At 55.8% G+C, this 18,078-nt stretch carries 15 protein-coding genes and 1 tRNA gene; 5 read left to right on the forward strand and 11 right to left on the reverse strand.

Annotated features, from left to right (window positions below; all coding sequences use genetic code 11):
* Positions 1-7 precede the first annotated feature (7 nt).
* Entirely contained in the window at positions 8-1,492 is a 1,485-nt protein-coding gene (locus FJW00_RS20745) for a sugar ABC transporter ATP-binding protein (RefSeq protein ID WP_046102148.1), read from the reverse strand.
* Positions 1,493-1,524: 32 nt separating this feature from the next.
* A complete protein-coding gene (locus FJW00_RS20750) occupies positions 1,525-2,448 on the reverse strand; it encodes a sugar ABC transporter substrate-binding protein (RefSeq protein ID WP_009089392.1) in 924 nt (307 codons plus the stop codon).
* Between the two features lie 505 nt (positions 2,449-2,953).
* Here FJW00_RS20750 and FJW00_RS20755 point away from each other — a divergent pair.
* A tRNA-Asn gene (locus tag FJW00_RS20755) sits at positions 2,954-3,029 on the forward strand.
* Positions 3,030-3,117: 88 nt separating this feature from the next.
* On the opposite strand, the gene proR is transcribed toward FJW00_RS20755, so the two are convergent.
* The 4 genes from proR to FJW00_RS20780 all read right to left on the reverse strand — a co-directional run bounded on the left by proR (position 3,118) and on the right by FJW00_RS20780 (position 6,822).
* Positions 3,118-3,420: a transcriptional regulator ProR gene (gene proR / locus FJW00_RS20760; protein ID WP_009089390.1), complete on the reverse strand. Its 303-nt coding sequence runs from the start codon at positions 3,418-3,420 to the stop codon at positions 3,118-3,120.
* Between the two features lie 4 nt (positions 3,421-3,424).
* On the reverse strand, positions 3,425-3,778 hold the full coding sequence (locus FJW00_RS20765) for a type II toxin-antitoxin system RelE/ParE family toxin (protein WP_140925546.1): 354 nt from the start codon (positions 3,776-3,778) through the stop codon (positions 3,425-3,427).
* 624 nt (positions 3,779-4,402) lie between these two features.
* On the reverse strand, positions 4,403-5,704 hold the full coding sequence (locus FJW00_RS20775; protein WP_140925547.1) for an LLM class flavin-dependent oxidoreductase: 1,302 nt from the start codon (positions 5,702-5,704) through the stop codon (positions 4,403-4,405).
* Between the two features lie 47 nt (positions 5,705-5,751).
* Positions 5,752-6,822: an iron-containing alcohol dehydrogenase family protein gene (locus FJW00_RS20780; RefSeq protein WP_140925548.1), complete on the reverse strand. Its 1,071-nt coding sequence runs from the start codon at positions 6,820-6,822 to the stop codon at positions 5,752-5,754.
* 255 nt (positions 6,823-7,077) lie between these two features.
* Here FJW00_RS20780 and FJW00_RS20785 point away from each other — a divergent pair, with 255 nt between their 5' ends.
* The 3 genes from FJW00_RS20785 to FJW00_RS20795 are packed head-to-tail and all read left to right on the forward strand — an operon-like array spanning position 7,078 to position 10,075.
* Complete coding sequence (locus tag FJW00_RS20785; protein ID WP_009089386.1) at positions 7,078-7,608, forward strand: GNAT family N-acetyltransferase; 531 nt, start codon at positions 7,078-7,080, stop codon at positions 7,606-7,608.
* An 11-nt stretch (positions 7,609-7,619) separates the two neighbouring features.
* Positions 7,620-8,774, forward strand: coding sequence for an amidohydrolase (locus FJW00_RS20790; RefSeq protein ID WP_140925549.1), 1,155 nt, complete (start codon positions 7,620-7,622; stop codon positions 8,772-8,774).
* Positions 8,771-10,075, forward strand: a complete 1,305-nt coding sequence (locus FJW00_RS20795; RefSeq protein ID WP_140925550.1) for an MmgE/PrpD family protein — start codon at positions 8,771-8,773, stop codon at positions 10,073-10,075. The genes FJW00_RS20790 and FJW00_RS20795 overlap by 4 nt, the downstream gene beginning before the upstream one ends.
* Here the strand turns inward: FJW00_RS20795 and FJW00_RS20800 are convergent.
* From FJW00_RS20800 to FJW00_RS20815, 4 genes are read right to left on the reverse strand one after another with little or no spacing between them, the layout of a single operon-like run.
* Complete coding sequence (locus FJW00_RS20800; RefSeq protein WP_140925551.1) at positions 10,057-12,366, reverse strand: molybdopterin-dependent oxidoreductase; 2,310 nt, start codon at positions 12,364-12,366, stop codon at positions 10,057-10,059. The genes FJW00_RS20795 and FJW00_RS20800 overlap by 19 nt on opposite strands.
* A 32-nt stretch (positions 12,367-12,398) precedes the next feature.
* The gene (locus tag FJW00_RS20805) at positions 12,399-13,160 is read right to left on the reverse strand and encodes an amino acid ABC transporter ATP-binding protein (protein ID WP_140925552.1); all 762 of its coding nucleotides are present in this window, start codon (positions 13,158-13,160) and stop codon (positions 12,399-12,401) included.
* A complete protein-coding gene (locus FJW00_RS20810) occupies positions 13,153-14,076 on the reverse strand; it encodes an amino acid ABC transporter permease (RefSeq protein ID WP_140925553.1) in 924 nt (307 codons plus the stop codon). Before FJW00_RS20810 ends, FJW00_RS20805 begins: the two co-directional genes overlap by 8 nt.
* Complete coding sequence (locus FJW00_RS20815) at positions 14,073-14,969, reverse strand: ABC transporter substrate-binding protein (protein WP_140925554.1); 897 nt, start codon at positions 14,967-14,969, stop codon at positions 14,073-14,075. Before FJW00_RS20815 ends, FJW00_RS20810 begins: the two co-directional genes overlap by 4 nt.
* Before the next feature lie 644 nt (positions 14,970-15,613).
* Between FJW00_RS20815 and FJW00_RS20820 the strand changes: the two genes are divergently transcribed.
* Positions 15,614-17,536 carry a methyl-accepting chemotaxis protein gene (locus FJW00_RS20820; protein WP_140925555.1) on the forward strand — a complete coding sequence of 641 codons (1,923 nt, stop codon included), beginning with the start codon at positions 15,614-15,616 and terminating at the stop codon, positions 17,534-17,536.
* 210 nt (positions 17,537-17,746) lie between these two features.
* Here the strand turns inward: FJW00_RS20820 and FJW00_RS20825 are convergent, their stop codons facing one another.
* The gene (locus FJW00_RS20825) at positions 17,747-18,007 is read right to left on the reverse strand and encodes a hypothetical protein (protein ID WP_009089378.1); all 261 of its coding nucleotides are present in this window, start codon (positions 18,005-18,007) and stop codon (positions 17,747-17,749) included.
* Positions 18,008-18,078: the final 71 nt, after the last annotated feature.

The following is an 18,078-nucleotide window of genomic DNA, read 5'->3' on the forward strand; positions in this document are numbered from 1 at the left end:
TCGCGCCTCATTCGGATGCCAACGACAGAATGGTTTCCTGATCGGCTTCTTCTTTATCGAGGATGCCGGTTATACGCCCGCCGTGCATGACCATCACCCGGTCGCTCATGCCAAGGATTTCCGGCAGTTCAGAGGAGACCATGATGATCGCCACGCCACGGTTGGCGAGTTCACTGATTAAGCGGTAAATCTCCGCTTTTGCGCCGACGTCAATGCCACGGGTCGGCTCGTCCAGAATCAGAATCTTCGGCTGAGCCAGCAGCCAGCGGGCAATCAGGACTTTCTGCTGATTCCCGCCGCTGAGGTTATTGATGATCTGATCCATGGTCGGGGTTTTGATATTGAGACGGCGGATTTGGTCCATGCAGTCCTGCGCCATCTTCACATGGCTGACAAAGCCGCTCTTACCGCTGTACTCCGGCATATTGACGATGCTCATGTTCTCCATCACCGAAAGCACCAGAAAGAGTCCGGATTTCTTACGGTCTTCGGTCAGGAACGCCATGCCCTTTTCGATCGCGGTGGACGGCGAGTCGATCGTAACCGGTACGCCATCAATTAAGATCTCGCCGCTGTCAAAGCTCTCCATGCCAAACAGACTCTCCATCACCTCGCTGCGACCGGCGCCCACCAGCCCGGCGACGCCGAGGATCTCCCCGCGCCGCACGCTGAAGCTGACATCGGTGAAACGATCTTTGCAGGTGAGGTTTCGCACCGTCAGCACCTCTTCGCCAATGGCGCTGTTAAATTTCGGAAACAGCTGGGTCAGTTCACGCCCGACCATCTGGGTGATCAACGACTGGCGGGTATACTTCTCCGTCTGGTCGCTGGCGATCCAGCTGCCATCGCGGAAAATGCTGACCTCATCGGTGATGGTGAAGATTTCATCCATCTTGTGACTGATGTAGATGATCGCTTTGCCCTGCTCGCGCAGGTCGCGAATGATGGTGAAGAGATGCGCCACTTCGGTTTCCGTGAGCGCGGAGGTGGGCTCGTCCATAATGACGACGTCCGAGTCCCAGGAGACCGCTCTGGCAATCTCGACCATCTGCTGTGAGGCGATGCTCAGTTCGCCCACCATCCGATCGGCTTTGAGGCGGATATTCAGGCGGTTGAGCAGCTCCTGTGTCACCTGATTGAGCCGGGCGTGATCGACAAAACCAAATTTCATCGGCTCGCGGCCCAGCCAGATATTCTCAGCGACGGTCATGTAGGGCACCAGGTTAAGCTCCTGGTGAATCATCGAAATGCCGGAACGCAACGCGTCCATGGTGTCGTGAAACTGCACCGGCTCCCCTTTAATTTTGATGGTGCCCTTATCGGGACGATAGATCCCGATAAGGCACTTCATTAAAGTGGATTTGCCCGCGCCATTTTCGCCCATCAAGGCATGTACCGTTCCCGGACGCACCCGCAACGAGACGTTGTCGAGGGCTTTGACGCCGGGGAAGAACTTGCTGATGCCTTCGGCTTCAAGCGCAAACGCGTTCATACATCACCTCCGTCAGGCTGAGTCGGGAACGATTATTTCAGGTTACGCTGGGTAAACTGTTCCATGTTCTCTTTGGTAATCAGCTGGTAAGGGATGTTGATAATTTTCTGAACCTGTTCGCCTTTCACCAGTTTGATCGCCGTCTGCACCGAGCCTTCGCCCTGCCCCTTCGCATCCTGGAAGACGGTGGCGACCATCTTGCCCTGCTTCAGCATCTGCAGTGCATCCGGTGTGCCATCGACGCCAGCAATCAGGATTTTGTTCGGGTTTTTACCCAGTGCCTGCAGCGCACCGATTGCCATTTCATCGTTGTTCGACGCGATAGCATTGATTTCATCACCGGCCGTCATCCAGTTACTGACCACATCCACCGCGTCGTTACGGGTAAATTTGGCGGTCTGCTTCTGAACAATTTTGATGCCAGGATATTTAGCGGCCACTTCTTCCACACCTTTGGTACGGTCGCGGGTCGATTCATTCGCCAGGTCACCCATCAGAATGGCGACGTTGCCTTTGCCGTTCATTGCTTTAGCCAGCGCTTCCATCTGTAACCGGCCGGCCAGTTCTGAATCGGACCCCACATAGGCCATTTTGCCGGTGAGTTCAGCCCCTGGACGGCGGTTAACAAAGATCAGCGGGATGCCCGCTTTTGACGCCTGATCCATAATCGGTTTTACCGCATTGGTGTCGACCGGGTTGACGATCAGGGCATCGACACCCTGACCGATAAAGTTCTGCACCTGCTGCAGCTGCTGTGAAACGTCGCCTTTTGCATCCTCAACCTGCCCTTTAACGCCATCTTTCTGCATCTCTTTCTGCATAGCCGTGCGCAGAATGGTGAGGAAGTTGTCATCAAACAGCGCCATTGAGACGCCGACCGAAATATCTTTTGCCATAACCGCGGCAGGTAACATGCAGGCTAACAGTGAGGCGACAATCGTTTTTTTGATGTTCATAGGGACCCTTCTTATTTGTTAACTTGCTCAGCGGCTGTGACCGCGAATGAAAAATATCTTTTACATTCACCCAGCCTGTCTGGCGTCTGTTTCGGGAATTTTGAGGTTAGACTTCGGCTTCTGGCTATTTTTGTGATCGACCACTCCTTTTCACAATCACTTGATCTGCAAACAGTTACTTCCGACCTGCCGTTTCAGTTTCCGGGAAAAGTGGCGACCGTAACGCTAAGCAGTTTATTTATTCCATAAAATCTCGTTTTGAAATTTTTATCATAAAAGCACTGAAACGGCTGTTTTGACATCGGCAAAGAACAAAACTTTGACATGCCTCTAACATCTGTAGAGAAATGCCCGCAAAGTGAGATCCTGTTGGCAGTTTGAAAAGCCAGCAGATTCGGGAAAAATTCACCAATCCGCTGCTTTTACGAGCATCCGAACGCATTTCGTTAAACAGGGCTTTGACAAGCGGGATCGGCGCCGCTAATATTCGCCCCGTTCAAGCGATTCCTCTGTAGTTCAGTCGGTAGAACGGCGGACTGTTAATCCGTATGTCACTGGTTCGAGTCCAGTCAGAGGAGCCAGAATTAGAAAAGCCCGCTCAGGGAAACCTGAGCGGGCTTTTTGCTTTCTCTCCCCTGGCAATTCGGGAGGTCATCCAGGGCGGGAGGATTACACCTCAAACCCGTAGTGTGAGCCGTCCGGCAGTTCCACAACCAGGCGCAGTTTACCGCCTGCCGCATCAACATAGCGTTTCAGGGTTGAGAGCTTCAGGTCACGGCCTGGTTTCTCCATTCCGGCAACGGTAGGTTGTCTGATGCCCAGCGCTTCCGCCATTTCAACCTGCGTTTTCTGCACTTTTTCGCGCAGTTCAGCAAGGTGTATGTTAAGAAGGATATCCGTTGCCTTCCCCTCAGCGTCAGCAACGACGTCCGGTTTTTCATCCGCAATAAGCTGTTCCAGCGTTCTGCCCATCACGTTACTCCCTATATTTGAAGGTGTTCAGCCAGTGTGTGAATTCCCGATCGGCAATCGGAAGCATCTCCCGATAAAAGCGTTTGTCGCTGCCGGCCTTATTTCCGGCACAGAGCACGACCGCAGTACGATTCGGGTCAAATGCAAAAAATGCCCTGATTGGATCACCCCGGCTCTGAATACGCAGCTCCTTCATATTGATATAGGCTGAACCTCTGAGCGTATCTGCATAAGGTCTTCCCAGGCCCGGCCCTTTCTCCCGCAATACCATTAATGCAGCCAGCACACAGGCACGGTCGGTGTCATTAAGTAAGCTAAACCAGCGATCAAACCTGTCGGTCGTTTTAACCAGCCACACAAGATATCCTTATCAATATAGTTCAGGAGCTATATAGGTGTAAAGCGATAATCGAGTGTGATGAAGAATCAGCCGGAATGCATGCGTCCCTGGCGCGAACAGCGAGAGGTATTCCGCCTTAGCAGTGAAGAACACATAGTAATTTCACTATTTTGCGACCCACCCCGGATCGGATAAGGGTGCGGCTCAGGGGATGGCTACACTAAATGAAAAAGCCCGCTCGGGCTGACTGAGCGGGCTTATAAATCGGGAGGGTGTGAAACGGGATGGTAAGCGGTTGCAGAATATGCGCCTTCTTACTGACGCTATGCTCTCTCTTTGTCCGGCTTCTGCAAAATGAAGCCGGTTCACTTCAGCGCTTTTTTCGCCAGAACAGAAAAGTTGCCAGCGCGGTCAGTACACCGATCAATGGCATCGTCGCCGCACCGGCGAGGAAGTTGTGCTGATCGATTCACTGCAACCGTGTGTCTGCCCCTGGTGTAAAAGTTATAGTCTGACATTCATGTAAGCTCGCGTGCGTAAAGGTGAGTTTAAAAAATATCGTATATGAGCAAATACGGGTAAGGCTTTTAGACAGAGAGGCGGCAGAAACAACAGGCCGCCTGCGGTGATGAATCCTCTTCCTTATAGCCCCGCCAGTCCCAGATTCTCCCGCAGTGTGGCAAACTCATACTCCTCGCGAAACAGCCCGCGACGACGCAGTTCAGGGATGACCAGCGCCACAAACAGATCCAGCTGCTCTGGCATGATGGCGGGCATGATGTTGAAACCGTCTGCGCCGCCCTGCTCCAGCCACAGCTGAAAATCGTCGGCGATATCTTCAGCCGTACCGACAATCACGCGGTGCCCGCGCGAACCGGCAGCAATGGCGGCCAGCTCACGCAGCGTCAGGTTCTCGCGTTTCGCCATATCGGTCATGAGTTTGACGCGGCTCTGATTCCCCTCGCCCAGCGGCACCTCCGGCACTGGCCCGTCCAGCGGATAGTGACTGAGATCCATGCTGAACCGCAGTGAGAGCTGACGCAGCCCATTCTCAATATCCACCAGCGCATTCAGCTTTTTCCACAGCGCTCTGGCTTCCTCGCGCGTGCGGCCAATAATGGGCATCACGCCAGGCATAATAACCACCTGGTCTGCGTGACGACCGGCAGCCACCACCTGCGCCTTCTGTGACCGATAAAAGGATTGCGCCTCTTCCAGGGTAGCTGAGGCGGTAAAAATCACTTCTGCGGTCTCTGCCGCCAGCTTCTGACCATCCGCAGAAGAACCCGCTTCAATAATGACCGGACGTCCCTGCGGCGAACGGGTAATGTTTAACGGGCCCTGCACCTGAAAATGCTCACCCTGGTGATTAATTGACCTGATTTTCTCATCGACAAAATAGCTTCCGGTCGTTTTGTCAGGCTGAACGGCGTCCGCTTCCCACCCTTCCCAGAGTTTGTAAGCCACCTCAAGAAATTCCCGCGCCCGGGCGTAGCGCGAAGCATGATCGGGCATATCGCTGCGGCTGAAGTTACGGGCAACGTCAGTGGAGAACGAGGTCACCACGTTCCACGCGGCACGCCCCCGGCTGATGTGATCCAGCGATGAGAAGCTGCGTGCCAGCGTAAAGGGATCGCTGAAAGTGGTGGATGCGGTCGCCGCCAGACCAATACGTTTCGTGTTAACCGCCAGCGCTGCCAGCATCGTCAGCGGTTCAAGACGGGCCATCGTCGACGGCAGACGATACATGCTGGTCGCCAGCGCATCACCCACAAAGAAGAGATCGAACTTACCCGCTTCGGCTTTTTGAGCAAGCGTGATCAGCCAGTCAATGTCGGTGGGATCGCCGAGCTGATCCGTCAGCCGCCAGCCGCTGACGTGCTGACCCACCGGCTGAACAAACAGACCGAGCCGCAGGCGACGCACAGACGCTACATCATTCATAAACGGTTCCTGGTTTTTAGGGTGAAAAGGCGCGCCGCAGCACGCACTTAAAAAAGGGTATCGGTTGCCCGGAGCGCCTGTTCCAGCGCACAAGCAGAAACGTTAAACGGCAGGCGCTCTGCAGAAGCAACGGGAAACGTTACCTGTTGGGCAAGGGTGCGCAGAGCAGTCTGACGATCGCCTGCTAAGGCTGGCAGACGCAAGGGCATATCGTAGTGGCGTAGCAGAGCCAGCAACTCCGCATCCGCTTCGCCTTCATTTTCCATCAGTGACTGCACCAGCAGGCTGAAACCCACCTTTTCGCCATGCAGCCAGTGATGCAGCTCAGGCTGGTGCGTCAGGCGGTTATGGATGGCATGTGCGAAACCCGGCGTCGGCAGGTCATCGCGCACGCTGTTCGACAGCCCGGCGAGCACAATAGTGGCATCAATGACCTTCACCAGCTCAGGTGCCACCCGCTGCTGCTGGCAATGCGCAAGTGCGGCATCGCCCTGCTGCAGAAAAATGTCCAGAGCCTGCCGCGCACTCATCATCTTCAGATCCAGCGCCAGATCATCCGGGTTGTGCTGCTGATAGGGGCGAAACTCATAATATTTTGCCAGCGCATCGACGATCCCCGCTTTCAGGTAGCGTACGTCGCTACGGGCAATCACCTCACTGTCCACCAGCACCTGCTCAGGCATTTTTGCCAGAGGCTGGCTGCGCAGATGCCCGCCTGCCTCGTTGTAAATGATCGCTACCGGTGACCAGGCGGCACAGGTGGCGGCCTGGGTGGCGAAGTTGATTAGCGTCAGCCCCGGTAGCTGGCTGGCCGCGGCTTTCGCTGCATCCAGTACCCGCCCCCCCCCAATCGCGAGTAAAAGTTCTGCTCCCTGCTGTTCGATAGCTTGCTTTACGCTGGCGATGGCCTGTTCAGTACATTCGCCGGGTAAATAGTTCAGCTGGAAGCGAATTCCTTCCGCTTCCAGACTCTGACTTAATTCCGGATTAACGGCCTGCCAGGCATGGGGTGAAGTCAGAATATGAATCTGCGTGGCGAAAGGTTTAATTAACTGACCGACGCGGTTGCGCAGGCCCGCCTCATGCAAATAAGCACGCGGAGAAATAATGGCTAACACAGCGGCATCCTGAGTCAAAGATATAAGAATAAACGTATTATTTACAGCGAGTTAATCAGAAAATTTTATTCATATTTTCTTTTTTAAATAGTACGGTAAATAACAATTTAATCAATCAAAAACCGGTGAATTCATATTCACAAATCTGCATGAGATTAGTTATTTTTCACATATAGAGACCCGGCATTTTACTGTTACTCTCTCATTCTGGCTGAATTAATTAGCCGTCCACTGGGCGGTTTTCCGGTAAAGATTATGCAACTCAATTTTCGTCAGGTCAGAGAGGATGAAGTGGACGTGTATCTGGCGCTGATGCATGCCGCGTACGCGCCCGTAAAAGCTATGGGTATTAACTTTGATGCCGCCACTGCCGACCGCAGCATGGCACAGCAGCATCTCCGGTCTCACGGCGTCTATGCGCTCTATGCCAGCCAGGAGATGGTTGCTTCTGTCACCGTTCGCTATCCCTGGGGGCCGCTGCCGGGTCCCTTTGGGCTGCCGCATATCGGCTGGTTTGGCGCCCACCCCGACCATTCCGGTCACCACTATGGCCGCCAGATTCAGGACTGGCTTGAGCGGGAGATTCTGACAGGTCAGCTGCGCGCGCCTGCGGTCTCCCTCGGTACCGCCGTCCAGCATCCCTGGCTGAAAGAGATGTACCTGAAGCGAGGCTTTCAGCCGATCCATACCCGCGATCTTGGCAAAGGCCACCTCACCCTCTATATGAAAAAAATTCTGGACCCGGCGGCACATGATATCTGGCTTCGCCGCCAGACAGCCGCATAAGGAAAGCCGTTATGAGTCGTGATATCTCTGCAACCCTGGGCGAACAGCTGATCGCTCTTCGCCATGAACTGCACCGTTTTCCGGAGTTGTCGAATCAGGAGTTTGAAACCACAGCCCGTCTGCGTAAACAACTTGAGCAACATCAGATACGTATTGTTAACCTGCCGCTGAAAACCGGGCTGGTCGCAGAGATTGGTCAATCGCCAGGACCGTTAATCGTGCTGCGGGCCGATATCGATGCGCTGCCGATCGAAGAGCAATCAGGCGTCAGCTATCAATCCGAACGTCCCGGCGTAATGCACGCCTGCGGTCACGATTTTCACAGCGCGGCGGCGCTGGGCGCGGCGATCCTGTTAAAACAGCAGGAATCCGCGCTGCCGGGCCGGGTACGGATTCTTTTTCAGCCTGCAGAGGAGACTGGTCAGGGCGCACCTGAAGTGATTGCCAGCGGCGCACTGCACAATGCCGTCGCAATTTTTGGTCTTCACAACGATCCCTCACTGCCGGCGGGTGTAGTCGGCACCCGACCCGGACCGCTGACCGCTGCGGTGGATCGTTTTGACATCGCCATTACCGGGACGGGCAGCCATGCCGCTAAACCCGACCAGGGTAACGATCCGATTGTTATCGCTGCGCAGATCATCTCAGCCGCGCAGACCCTGATCAGCCGCAATGCCCCCTCTGCCGATAACGCTGTGGTCTCCATTACCCAGATACACAGCGGCAGTACCTGGAATGTCATTCCGGAGAGTGCCTGGCTGGAGGGCACGGTGCGTACATTCTCACAACAGACGCGTGAGCAGCTTGAGCAGCGCTTCAGGCGTATTGTAGCGGGTATCGCTTCGGCCTTTGATGCTCAGGTCCGCTTTAACTGGCATGCCGGGCCACCCTCAGTGGTGAATGATGCCCACTGGGCGGCATTTGCATTACGGCAGGCGGAGGAAAGCGGACTCAGCGCACGCGTGGTGGAAGCCAGTCCGATCGGCGAAGACTTTGCCTTTTATCAGCAGCAACTGCCGGGCGCCTTTATCATGGTGGGCACCGGTGAACCTTATGCACTGCATCATCCCGCTTTTCGCGTCAATGATGCGGTATTGCTGCCGACAGCACATTATCTCGCCGACCTGGCAGTGGCAGCACTGATCTCCCCGGAGCGATCACAATGAATCTGAGTGCGGCACTGGCGGACCAACTGCTTAACAGCCAGCCTGATGCGACTGCGCGCAGGCACGCACGTGAAGGCGTGCAGGATTTTCTGGCGGTAAGCTGGCCGGTATTACAGGGTGACGTGCCGGATAGCGGCCTGCCAGCCCTGCGCGCCCTGTATCATGACGGAAGCGTGCGCTCCCAGGCGCTGCTGCTGGGCTATGCCGGGCATGCGCTGGACTACGATGATTTTCATGCCGATTTTCGCGGTCATCCCAGCGTAGTGATCCTGCCAGCCCTTTTCGCCTGGCAGCACGACCAGCCGACAAGCCTGAACGCGTTTCTGGATGCTTATGTCAGCGGCGTGGAGATGGCGGGCCGTCTCGGACTGGCTGTCAGCCAGCAGCACTATGCGCTGGGCTACCACAATACAGCGACACTGGGCACCGTGGCCGCGGCAGCGGCACTGGCTCGTTTGCTGGCGCTGGATAGTGTTGCCACCACGACTCTGCTGGGCATTGCCACGACGCAGGCGAGTGGCTTACGTGCGCAGTTTGGCTCCGCGGTTAAACCGCTGCACGCTGGCTTCGCGGCAGAGCGCGCAGTGGTAGCGGCTCAGCTGACGCTGGCCGGCATCGATGGCCGTAAAGAGGGAGTGCTGGAGGCCTTTCTGACCGCCACCAGTGCCGGTCAGGCACAACCGGAGAAACTGCTGGAGAACTGGGGTATGCCCTGGCGGATTAGCTTGCCCGGCCTGGAATTTAAACCTTTTCCGACCTGCGCGGGAACGCACAGCGCGGCAGAGGCCGCACGGATACTGCGTCAGCAGTGGCTGGAAGCCGGAAACCCGCTCGATAGCCTGCTGAATCAGATTGAAGCGATCACCGTTGCCTTTCCCCCGGGAGGTGATATCGCCGCGTCGATTCAGCATCCCCTTAACGGCCTTGAAGCGCGGTTCAGCCTGGAATATGTGATTGCCGCTATGCTGATCTATGGCGATCTGCGTCTGTCAGATTTTGCCGAAGGCGCGCTCAATCATCAGATTATGCCACTGGCCGCCCGGGTCCGCCGCGCCCCGGATGACAATGCGCCGCCCGATGCGATCAATCCTGCTCTGCGCTTTCATGACGTCACACTAACACTCAGGGATGGCACCCGGCTTCATCAGCGCCGCACGCGCCAGCAGTCACTGGCGGAGGGCGTCGATGTTAACCGTAAACTGCAACGGGCATTAAAAAGGCGCTCGCCTGACCTGCTGGCCGCCAGTGAACTGCGTTCAACGGCAGATCTGCAGCAACTGGCTCAGGCACTGACTCGCTGAACCGACCCGTGTGGTGGGATGAAAGCCTGCACCGGTGTCACCTCTCCGGCATATTTACGCACCTGAACCACCGTAATCTGCCCGCTGCACCCCTGCGCGAGTGATGATGTCCCGACATCCAGGGTGAGGACATTAGGATTACCATGACGACAAAGCGGACGGGCCGCCGTGGGATCGATCGGATCGTACCAGGCGCCGGTAGGCAGCTGAACTACGCCGGTCAGGAGGCCATCCGTGAGGCGTGCGCTGGCCAGCACATGGCCCCGTTCGTTGTAGAGTTCAATGATGTCATCCTCCGCGATGCCCAGCGCGGCGGCATCCTGGCGATTCAGGCTGCAGACCTCCCGCCCGCCCCGTTTGGCCCCCTGACTGTAATCGCCAAAGTCGAGCTGGCTGTGCAGGCGTGTCGCAGGCTGATTGGCTATCAGCCAGAAGGGATAGTCGGTACTGGGTTTTTGCTGCGGTTCGCGCCACACCGGATGGCCAAGGCAGTTTTCATAACCAAAGCTGGCGATCTTCGCCGAAAAAATCTCAATTTTACCGCTGGGTGTTGGCAACGGCGCGCCGTCGGGATTGGCGCGAAACGCATTGATCATTCGTCCCCCGTCTTTGAGCTGAGGTAACGTCAGCATGCCCTGCTGCCAGAACTCACTGAATTCAGGGGTCTGCACCTGGTGAGCAGCCAGTTTCTCCCGGAGCTGTTGATAAAGATGCTGCAGCCAGCCACGCGCATCCCGTCCTTCGCTGAACGCCTCTTCCCTGCCGAGTTGCCGGGCCAGCTCACGAAAAATTGTGTAATCATCGCGCGCTTCACCATAAGGCTCAGCAACCGGATGCATGGCGATTAAATGGCGATCGGTGGGGGCGCCGCCAATATCCTCGCGCTCCAGCGTCATGGTAGCGGGCAGAACGATATCCGCGTGACGCGCACTGGCGGTCCAGGCACTTTCATGCACGATCAGCGTATCCAGCTGGCAAAATGCCTGACGCAGCCGGGCCAGATCCTGATGATGATGAAAAGGATTGCCACCCGCCCAGTAAGCCAGACGGATATGTGGATAGGTCAGCCGCTGGCCATTGTAATCAAACGATGCGCCGGGATTGAGCAGCATATCGGCGATACGGGCCACCGGAATAAAGAGGTCGATGCCATTTTTTCCCTGTGGCAGGGCCGGGAAACTGACCAGGTTATGGTGTTTGCCATAGTGACCCAGCGCCCCCAGTGCATAGGTAAAGCCACCACCAGGCAGTCCAGGCTGCCCCAGCGCCGCTGCCAGCACCAGACCCAGCCAGACCGGCTGTTCGCCATGCTCGGCGCGTTGCAAGGCATGGGCCACCGTCACCAGAACGCGCTTACCTGCTAGCTGTCGCGCGAACTGCGCTATCCGGTCACTGCTGATGCCACAGATGCTGGCTGCCCACTGCGCGTCACGCACCACGCCATCCTCTCTGCCGCAGAGGTAAGCCACCATCTGCGGCCAGCCGACACAGTAGCGAGCCAGGAAAGCCTCATCGGTTAATCCCCCGGCGATCAGCACCGACAGCACACCGAGCATAAATGCGGCATCCGTGCCAGGCCGTAGTGCCAGCCACTCGCCCTGCGCCTCCTCAGGCAGATCGCTTTGCAATGGGCTGACTGAGATAAACCGTGTGCCGCGCCGGGCCGCCTGCTGCATAAACCCACGCTCGGTATGTTCACTCAGACCGCCGCTGGCCACCTGCGCATTTTTCAGCGCCAGCCCGCCAAATGCCACGACCACCTCGCTGTGATGCGCAATTTCCTCCCAGCTTACGCCACGTCGCGCGATTTCATTCATGTCGCCGACAATGTGGGGTAACAGTACCGAGGCCGCTCCGGAACTGTAGCTATTCACCGAGCGCACATAGCCGCCCAGTGTTGTGTTCAGAAAACGATGCACCTGACTTTGCGCATGATGAAAGCGCCCTGCACTTGACCAGCCGTAGGAGCCGCCAAAAATCCCTGCAGGCCCATACGCATTTCCGACCCGTTTAAGTTCCTGTGCTACACGTTGCGTCGCCTCTTCCCAGCTGACCGTCACATACTCGTCTGCCCCACGTCGCCGATCCGGGCCGGGTCCGTTTTCCAGCCAGCCGCGTCGAATCATCGGCCGGGCCACCCGTGCCGGGTGGTTCAGCGCACGATGAAAGTTTTGCAACAGCGGACTCGGATCGGGATCGCTCCGGAACGGCTCAATCAGCAGATGTTCGCCACTGCGCTTTGCCTGAAAAGCCCCCCAGTGGGCGCTGTGCATAACCGATTTCTGCGTCATCCTGATTTCTGCCTTTGTAAAAGAAACGGTGCTCAGAGCACCGTTGCAATAAAGTTTCTGACACGTCCATTGTCCGGATCGTCGAGTACCTGCTGCGTCGGGCCAGCCGCCACAATTTTGCCGCCCTCCATAAAGACAATATTGTCTGCAACCTCCCGGGCAAAGCCGATTTCATGCGTGACCACGACCATGGTGATCCCGGAATGCGCCAGCTGCTTAATCACCTGCAGGACCTCTCCCACCAGTTCAGGATCAAGCGCGGATGTCGGTTCATCAAATAACATCACGCCCGGATCCATCGCCAGCGCACGGGCAATCGCCACACGCTGCTGCTGACCGCCAGAGAGATTCTGCGGCCACTCCGCTTCGCGCCCCGCCAACCCTACCTGCTTCAGCAGCGCCAGTGCTTTACTGGTCGCCTGCTGGCGGGACTGCTTTTTCACCCGCATCGGTGCATCAATGATGTTCTGCAATACGGTGCGATGCGGGAAGAGATTGAACTGCTGGAACACCATGCCAATCCCGGCACGCTGGCGCGCAATCGCACGGCTGCTGAGTTCATGCAGCGCCTGGTCTTTCTGTCGGTAACCCACCATCTCGCCATCAATGCGGATAGTGCCGCCATCCAGTCTTTCAAGATGATTAATGCAGCGCAGCAGGGTGGATTTACCGGAGCCGGAAGGTCCCAGAATCACCGTGACCGATCCGGCAGGAATATCCAGATTTACATCGTCGAGGATGGTCACACCGGAGAAACGCTTGGTGACCCTGCGCAGGGCGATTGCTTCAGCCATTGCTTACGCTCCTTTGCGTTTTCGGCAGTGAAAAGCGCGGCATAGCCAGCCACACACGGCGCTTTTCACGCCGCGTGACGCTACGCCCAAAGTAACGCTCCACATAGTACTGGCCCACCGACAGCACCGAAGTCATCAGCAGATACCACAGCGTCGCGACCAGCAGGAGCGGAATCACTTCATAGGTGCGCTGATAGATAATCTGCGCTGAAAACAGCACATCCTGCAGAGAGATAACGGACACCACTGCGGTGGTTTTCAGCTGGCCGATGATTTCGTTGCCCGCGGGGGGCAGAATGGCACGCATCGCCTGCGGTAACACGGTGTGACGAAAAATCTGTGCCGGGCGATAGCCCAGCGCGCGCGCAGCTTCAATCTGGCCATTGCCTACGCTCTGGATACCGGCACGCACAATTTCTGCGGCATAAGCGGATTGATGCATCACCAGGGCGATGACCGCCGCACTGAAGGGGCTGACCAGCGCGTTAGACTGCGCGCTCCAGATCTCTCCCAGCCCCGGAATGGCGAGTGCGATTCGGGGGTAGAGTGCGGCAATGTTGTACCAGAGAAACAGCTGCACCAGCATCGGAACGCCGCGGAAAAACCAGGTGTAAGCCCAGCTCACTGCGACCAGCACCGGATTGGATGAGAGGCGCATCAGCGCCAGCAGCGTGCCAAATGCAAATCCCAGCACCACCGAAATTGCGGTAAGCTGCAGTGTCATCAGCACCCCCTGCAGAATAGAGGGAGCCGTAAAGTTTTCTGCTATCACGCCCCACTCAAAACGGGGATTGTTCACCATAGAATGCGCCATCGCCGCCAGGCATAACAGCACGACCAGCGCACTCAGCCAGCGTCCGTAGTAGCGTTTACCGACGATTTTCAGTTCGTTGGTATGGTCCTGAATTTCACTCATTTAAAAATCTCTTCGTTGCGACGGGCTTCGGTCACGGCACCAAAACCGATGCCCCACTTATCGAGGATTTTCCGGTAGCTGCCATCTTTAATTAAGGAGTTCAGTGCGGCCTGCACGGCGGGTTCCAGCGGCGAAGCTTTTGGAAACGCGACAGAGACCGGGGCATCGCTGACGGAGATTTCTCCGCTCATGGTCAGCGGTTTGATGACGTTAACCTGCCACAGCAGTCCTTCATAAGGCCCCAGGAACATCGGAACACGCCCGCTGACTACGGCCTGCACGCCCGCCGGGCGATCCGGGAAAATCGCTACTTTGATCGGCTGTTTACCGGCCGCCTCGCAGGCCTTGCTGGCTTCCTCCAGCCGCGTGACCTGCGTGGTGCCGGATCCCGCCCCCACCTCTTTCCCGCAGACATCGCTGAGCGATTTGAAAGGCGTAATGCCGGCATCTTTTCGCGCAATAATGCCGAGCAGGCTGGCGTTGTAATAACCGACAAAATCGATCTGTTTCAGACGGGTTGGCGTGGCGTTGATGTTTGACAGTGCCACGTCGTATCGTCCGGTTTTCAGACCGGGAATAATATTGTCAAACCCACCAGTGTCACGCCACTGCACGGCAATGCCCAGACGCTCCCCTACCGCATTCATGATGTCAATTTCGCGACCGGCGAGGGTTTTGTTGTCTTCTTTGTAAAATGTTGTCGGCGGTGTATTGGGGTTAGTGCCTGCGATGATGTAGCCACGTTTAAGGAAATCATCAGGTATCAGGCTTTTCAACGCCGGATCGGCGCTGACATGCAGACTGATTTCGGTCGGAACCGAAGGTTCGGCAGCAAAGCTGGTGTGTGCACCGATCGCGAACGCGAAAAGGGTTATGCCTTTTGTAATTTTCACTGGAACCTTTCTCCTGATAATTAAAATGTTCCCCCAGAGGGAAAAATCATCGTGATTTATTGTCAGTCCTGAAGAGCGGATTAACTCTGCTCTTCAGCACTATTATCATCCTCTTAACCTTCTGTTCTCATTCTCAGTGAAGACAGACAGCGATCACAAATGCTTAAAACGGCAATATTTTGCTGAAATCCGGCAATGCAGAGAGTCGGGTGGGTGTGCAGAAAGTGACAGGCAAGGAATAATGGCCAACCGTGAATACCGTAGTGAGTCAGACAGTCAAAAGAGTGAGCATGAATAGCATTGCATTGATCACTGCTGTGCAACAGATTCACCTCTGCTGGTGACTGATACTTTTTAAGGTTTAAATAAATTGATCTTAATCAATAAAGTCTTCTTCAGTTAACGTAAAGAAGTTTTGCTCAAACAATTCTGTTTTTAATAATAAAATCAATATTTTTTACAAGCAACCCCAAATTAGCAGGCTTATTATTCCCTTTAAAAACAATGGAACTCTAATTAAGAAGATAAACTGAAATATATAATTTTTATTAAAGCTTCACCCTACCCTGACGATAAGAAGAAGATGACAGAGATTATTTAATCGCCTCTCTCCCGCTTCAGAAACCTCATTAAAGGTGAAACTTATGGGCCTTGCTCAACACATCTCCGGTATTAAAATTGGGAAAAAACTGGGTGCCGGTTTTATCATCGTCATCGCCGCCTCTCTGGCTATTACCTGGCTCGCTTTCGATTGCTTCAGTCGTATCAAAGATAACTCGGCACGACGCACCATCACCGTTCAGATGGTAAACACCTTAAGTAATGCGCGCCTTAACCGCACGCTCTACCAGTACACTAAAGATCCTGAATTTGCCGCCCGTAACGTACAGGCGCTGAAGGAGTTAGATACGCTGTATCAACGCCTCAGTGGCTTTCAGTGGGACGAACTCGGTCAGCAGAAAGTCGCGCTGATGGGGCAGTTGCTTAACGATTATCAGAAGCAGCGAGAGAAATTTGTCACCGCCGCACAGACCACATCTCACGTCTTTGATGCCATTAAACCGGACGCCCTGATTGCCCTTGCGCATCAGTCGGAGTCGCTGGATCTGGCACTGACCCCTGATGCCGGATTACCGGTCATGCGTCTGGCCGCCGCGCTGTTTGATGCCGCAAACATTGAACAGGCGTTCCTGGAAAAACCGTCTGAGGCCAGCAGAGCGTCGGTTGTTGAGGAGTTCATGGCGATCACCACGCTGAGTGAGCAGCTGGACAGCTTTGCACAGCCTGCAATTAACGAGGTGTCCCGCACGGTCCTCAGCACCCTGGCGCAGCAGCGCGAGGCGTTAACGCGCTATGTCGATGCTGCAGAGAAAGAGAAAAGTGAGTCGGCGGGTCTGACCACCAGCGCTGAGCGTCTTAATGCGGCGGTTTCCGATACATTCGCTTTCCAGTCACAGCTCTCTGCGGAATTTATTAAACAGGCAGAGTGGCGCATTGCCTTTGCCGCACTGATTTGTGTGGTACTAAGTCTGCTGATCGCCTGGCGGATCACCCGCAGCATTACCCAGCCTCTGAAAGAGACGCTGAGCGCCGCGCAGCGTATTGCCGGGGGAGATTTAACCACCTCGCTGACCACAACACGTGGCGATGAATTCGGTCAGCTGATGCTGGCGGTCGATGCCATGAACAGCAGCCTGCAGAACATCATCACCAAAGTGCGTGACGGCGTCAGCAGCGTGGCACGTGCCTCAGCGGAAATCGCAGCAGGCAATACCGATCTCTCCTCCCGTACAGAACAGCAGTCTGCGGCCGTGGTCCAGACCGCAGCCAGTATGGAAGAGCTGTCGTCGACGGTTAAACAGAATGCGGAAAATGCGCATCATGCGAGTCAGCTGGCGACAGAGGCGTCAGTGAATGCCGGTCGTGGTGGCGAGATCATCCGTGATGTGACGGTGACAATGAACAACATCAGCCAGAGTTCGGGCAAAATTGGTGAAATCATTCACGTCATCAACAGCATCTCCTTCCAGACCAATATCCTGGCGCTCAACGCCGCGGTCGAAGCCGCACGTGCCGGTGAACAGGGACGCGGGTTTGCGGTGGTCGCGGGTGAAGTGAGGAATCTGGCACAGCGCAGCGCGCTGGCGGCCAAAGAGATTGAGACGCTGATCCGTGAGTCACTGGACCGGGTCAGTGAAGGGTCCGGATTTGTAGAACGCGCAGGGTCCACCATGGATGATATCGTCCGCTCCGTCAGTCAGGTGAAAGATATCATGGGCGAAATCGCTGCGGCCTCGGACGAGCAGAACCGGGGGATCTCCCAGATCGCCGTGGCGATGGCAGAGATGGACACGACGACCCAGCAGAACGCCGCACTGGTTGAGGAGTCCTCGGCCGCAGCGAGTTCACTGGAAGCACAGGCAGAGGAGCTGGAAAAAACGGTGGCGGTCTTCCGCCTCTCTGGTGCTCAGCACGCCGTCAGCCGCCCCGCGCCAGCTTCAGCGCCTCGCCTTGTTCCGGCCGTGCCGCTTAAGGCTTCTGCAGAGAGCAGCTGGGAAAGTTTTTAACAGGGTATCGTCTGGCCAGTCCTGATCAACAGGGCTGGCTGCGCGAGGATCGTTCAGGCTGAGGGGAGACCAAAAGGGTCTGGCGAGAGTAGTGTCGTCCATGACAGTTTCTCCGGCCGGTATACGCTTTCGCGCAACCTGTGAGGTTATTCGCTTCGTCGTTTTCCGGCCGGAGCCGGACTACGTCCACTGGTGTCAGTTCAGTTACAGCTAGTTCAGTTCGTCGTTCAGGCCTGTAAGTGTCTGCAGATACGGCACCTGTTGCTGGGCAATCGCCGGAGACGTAAAACTGCTCAGCCAGCTTCTGGCCTCGGAGATTTGCGTCAGCCGGTCGGGGTTGCTCTCGGATTTCGCCATGTATCCCAGTTGAGTAAAGAGTGATGCGATACTGATTTCTTTCTCACCCAGGGCAAGGCTCAGTGCCGCTTCGCCAATAATTACGTGGCCTTTCTCGTCGTTTTGAATTAACACAGAAAATCCTCCATTGGTACGAATTGAAAACAACCTCACCAGAGACTGTAGTCGTAAAAGGGAGAACTGCC

It is taken from the genome of Pantoea anthophila (assembly GCF_006494375.1).
GTDB classification, from domain to species: Bacteria; Pseudomonadota; Gammaproteobacteria; order Enterobacterales; family Enterobacteriaceae; genus Pantoea; species Pantoea anthophila.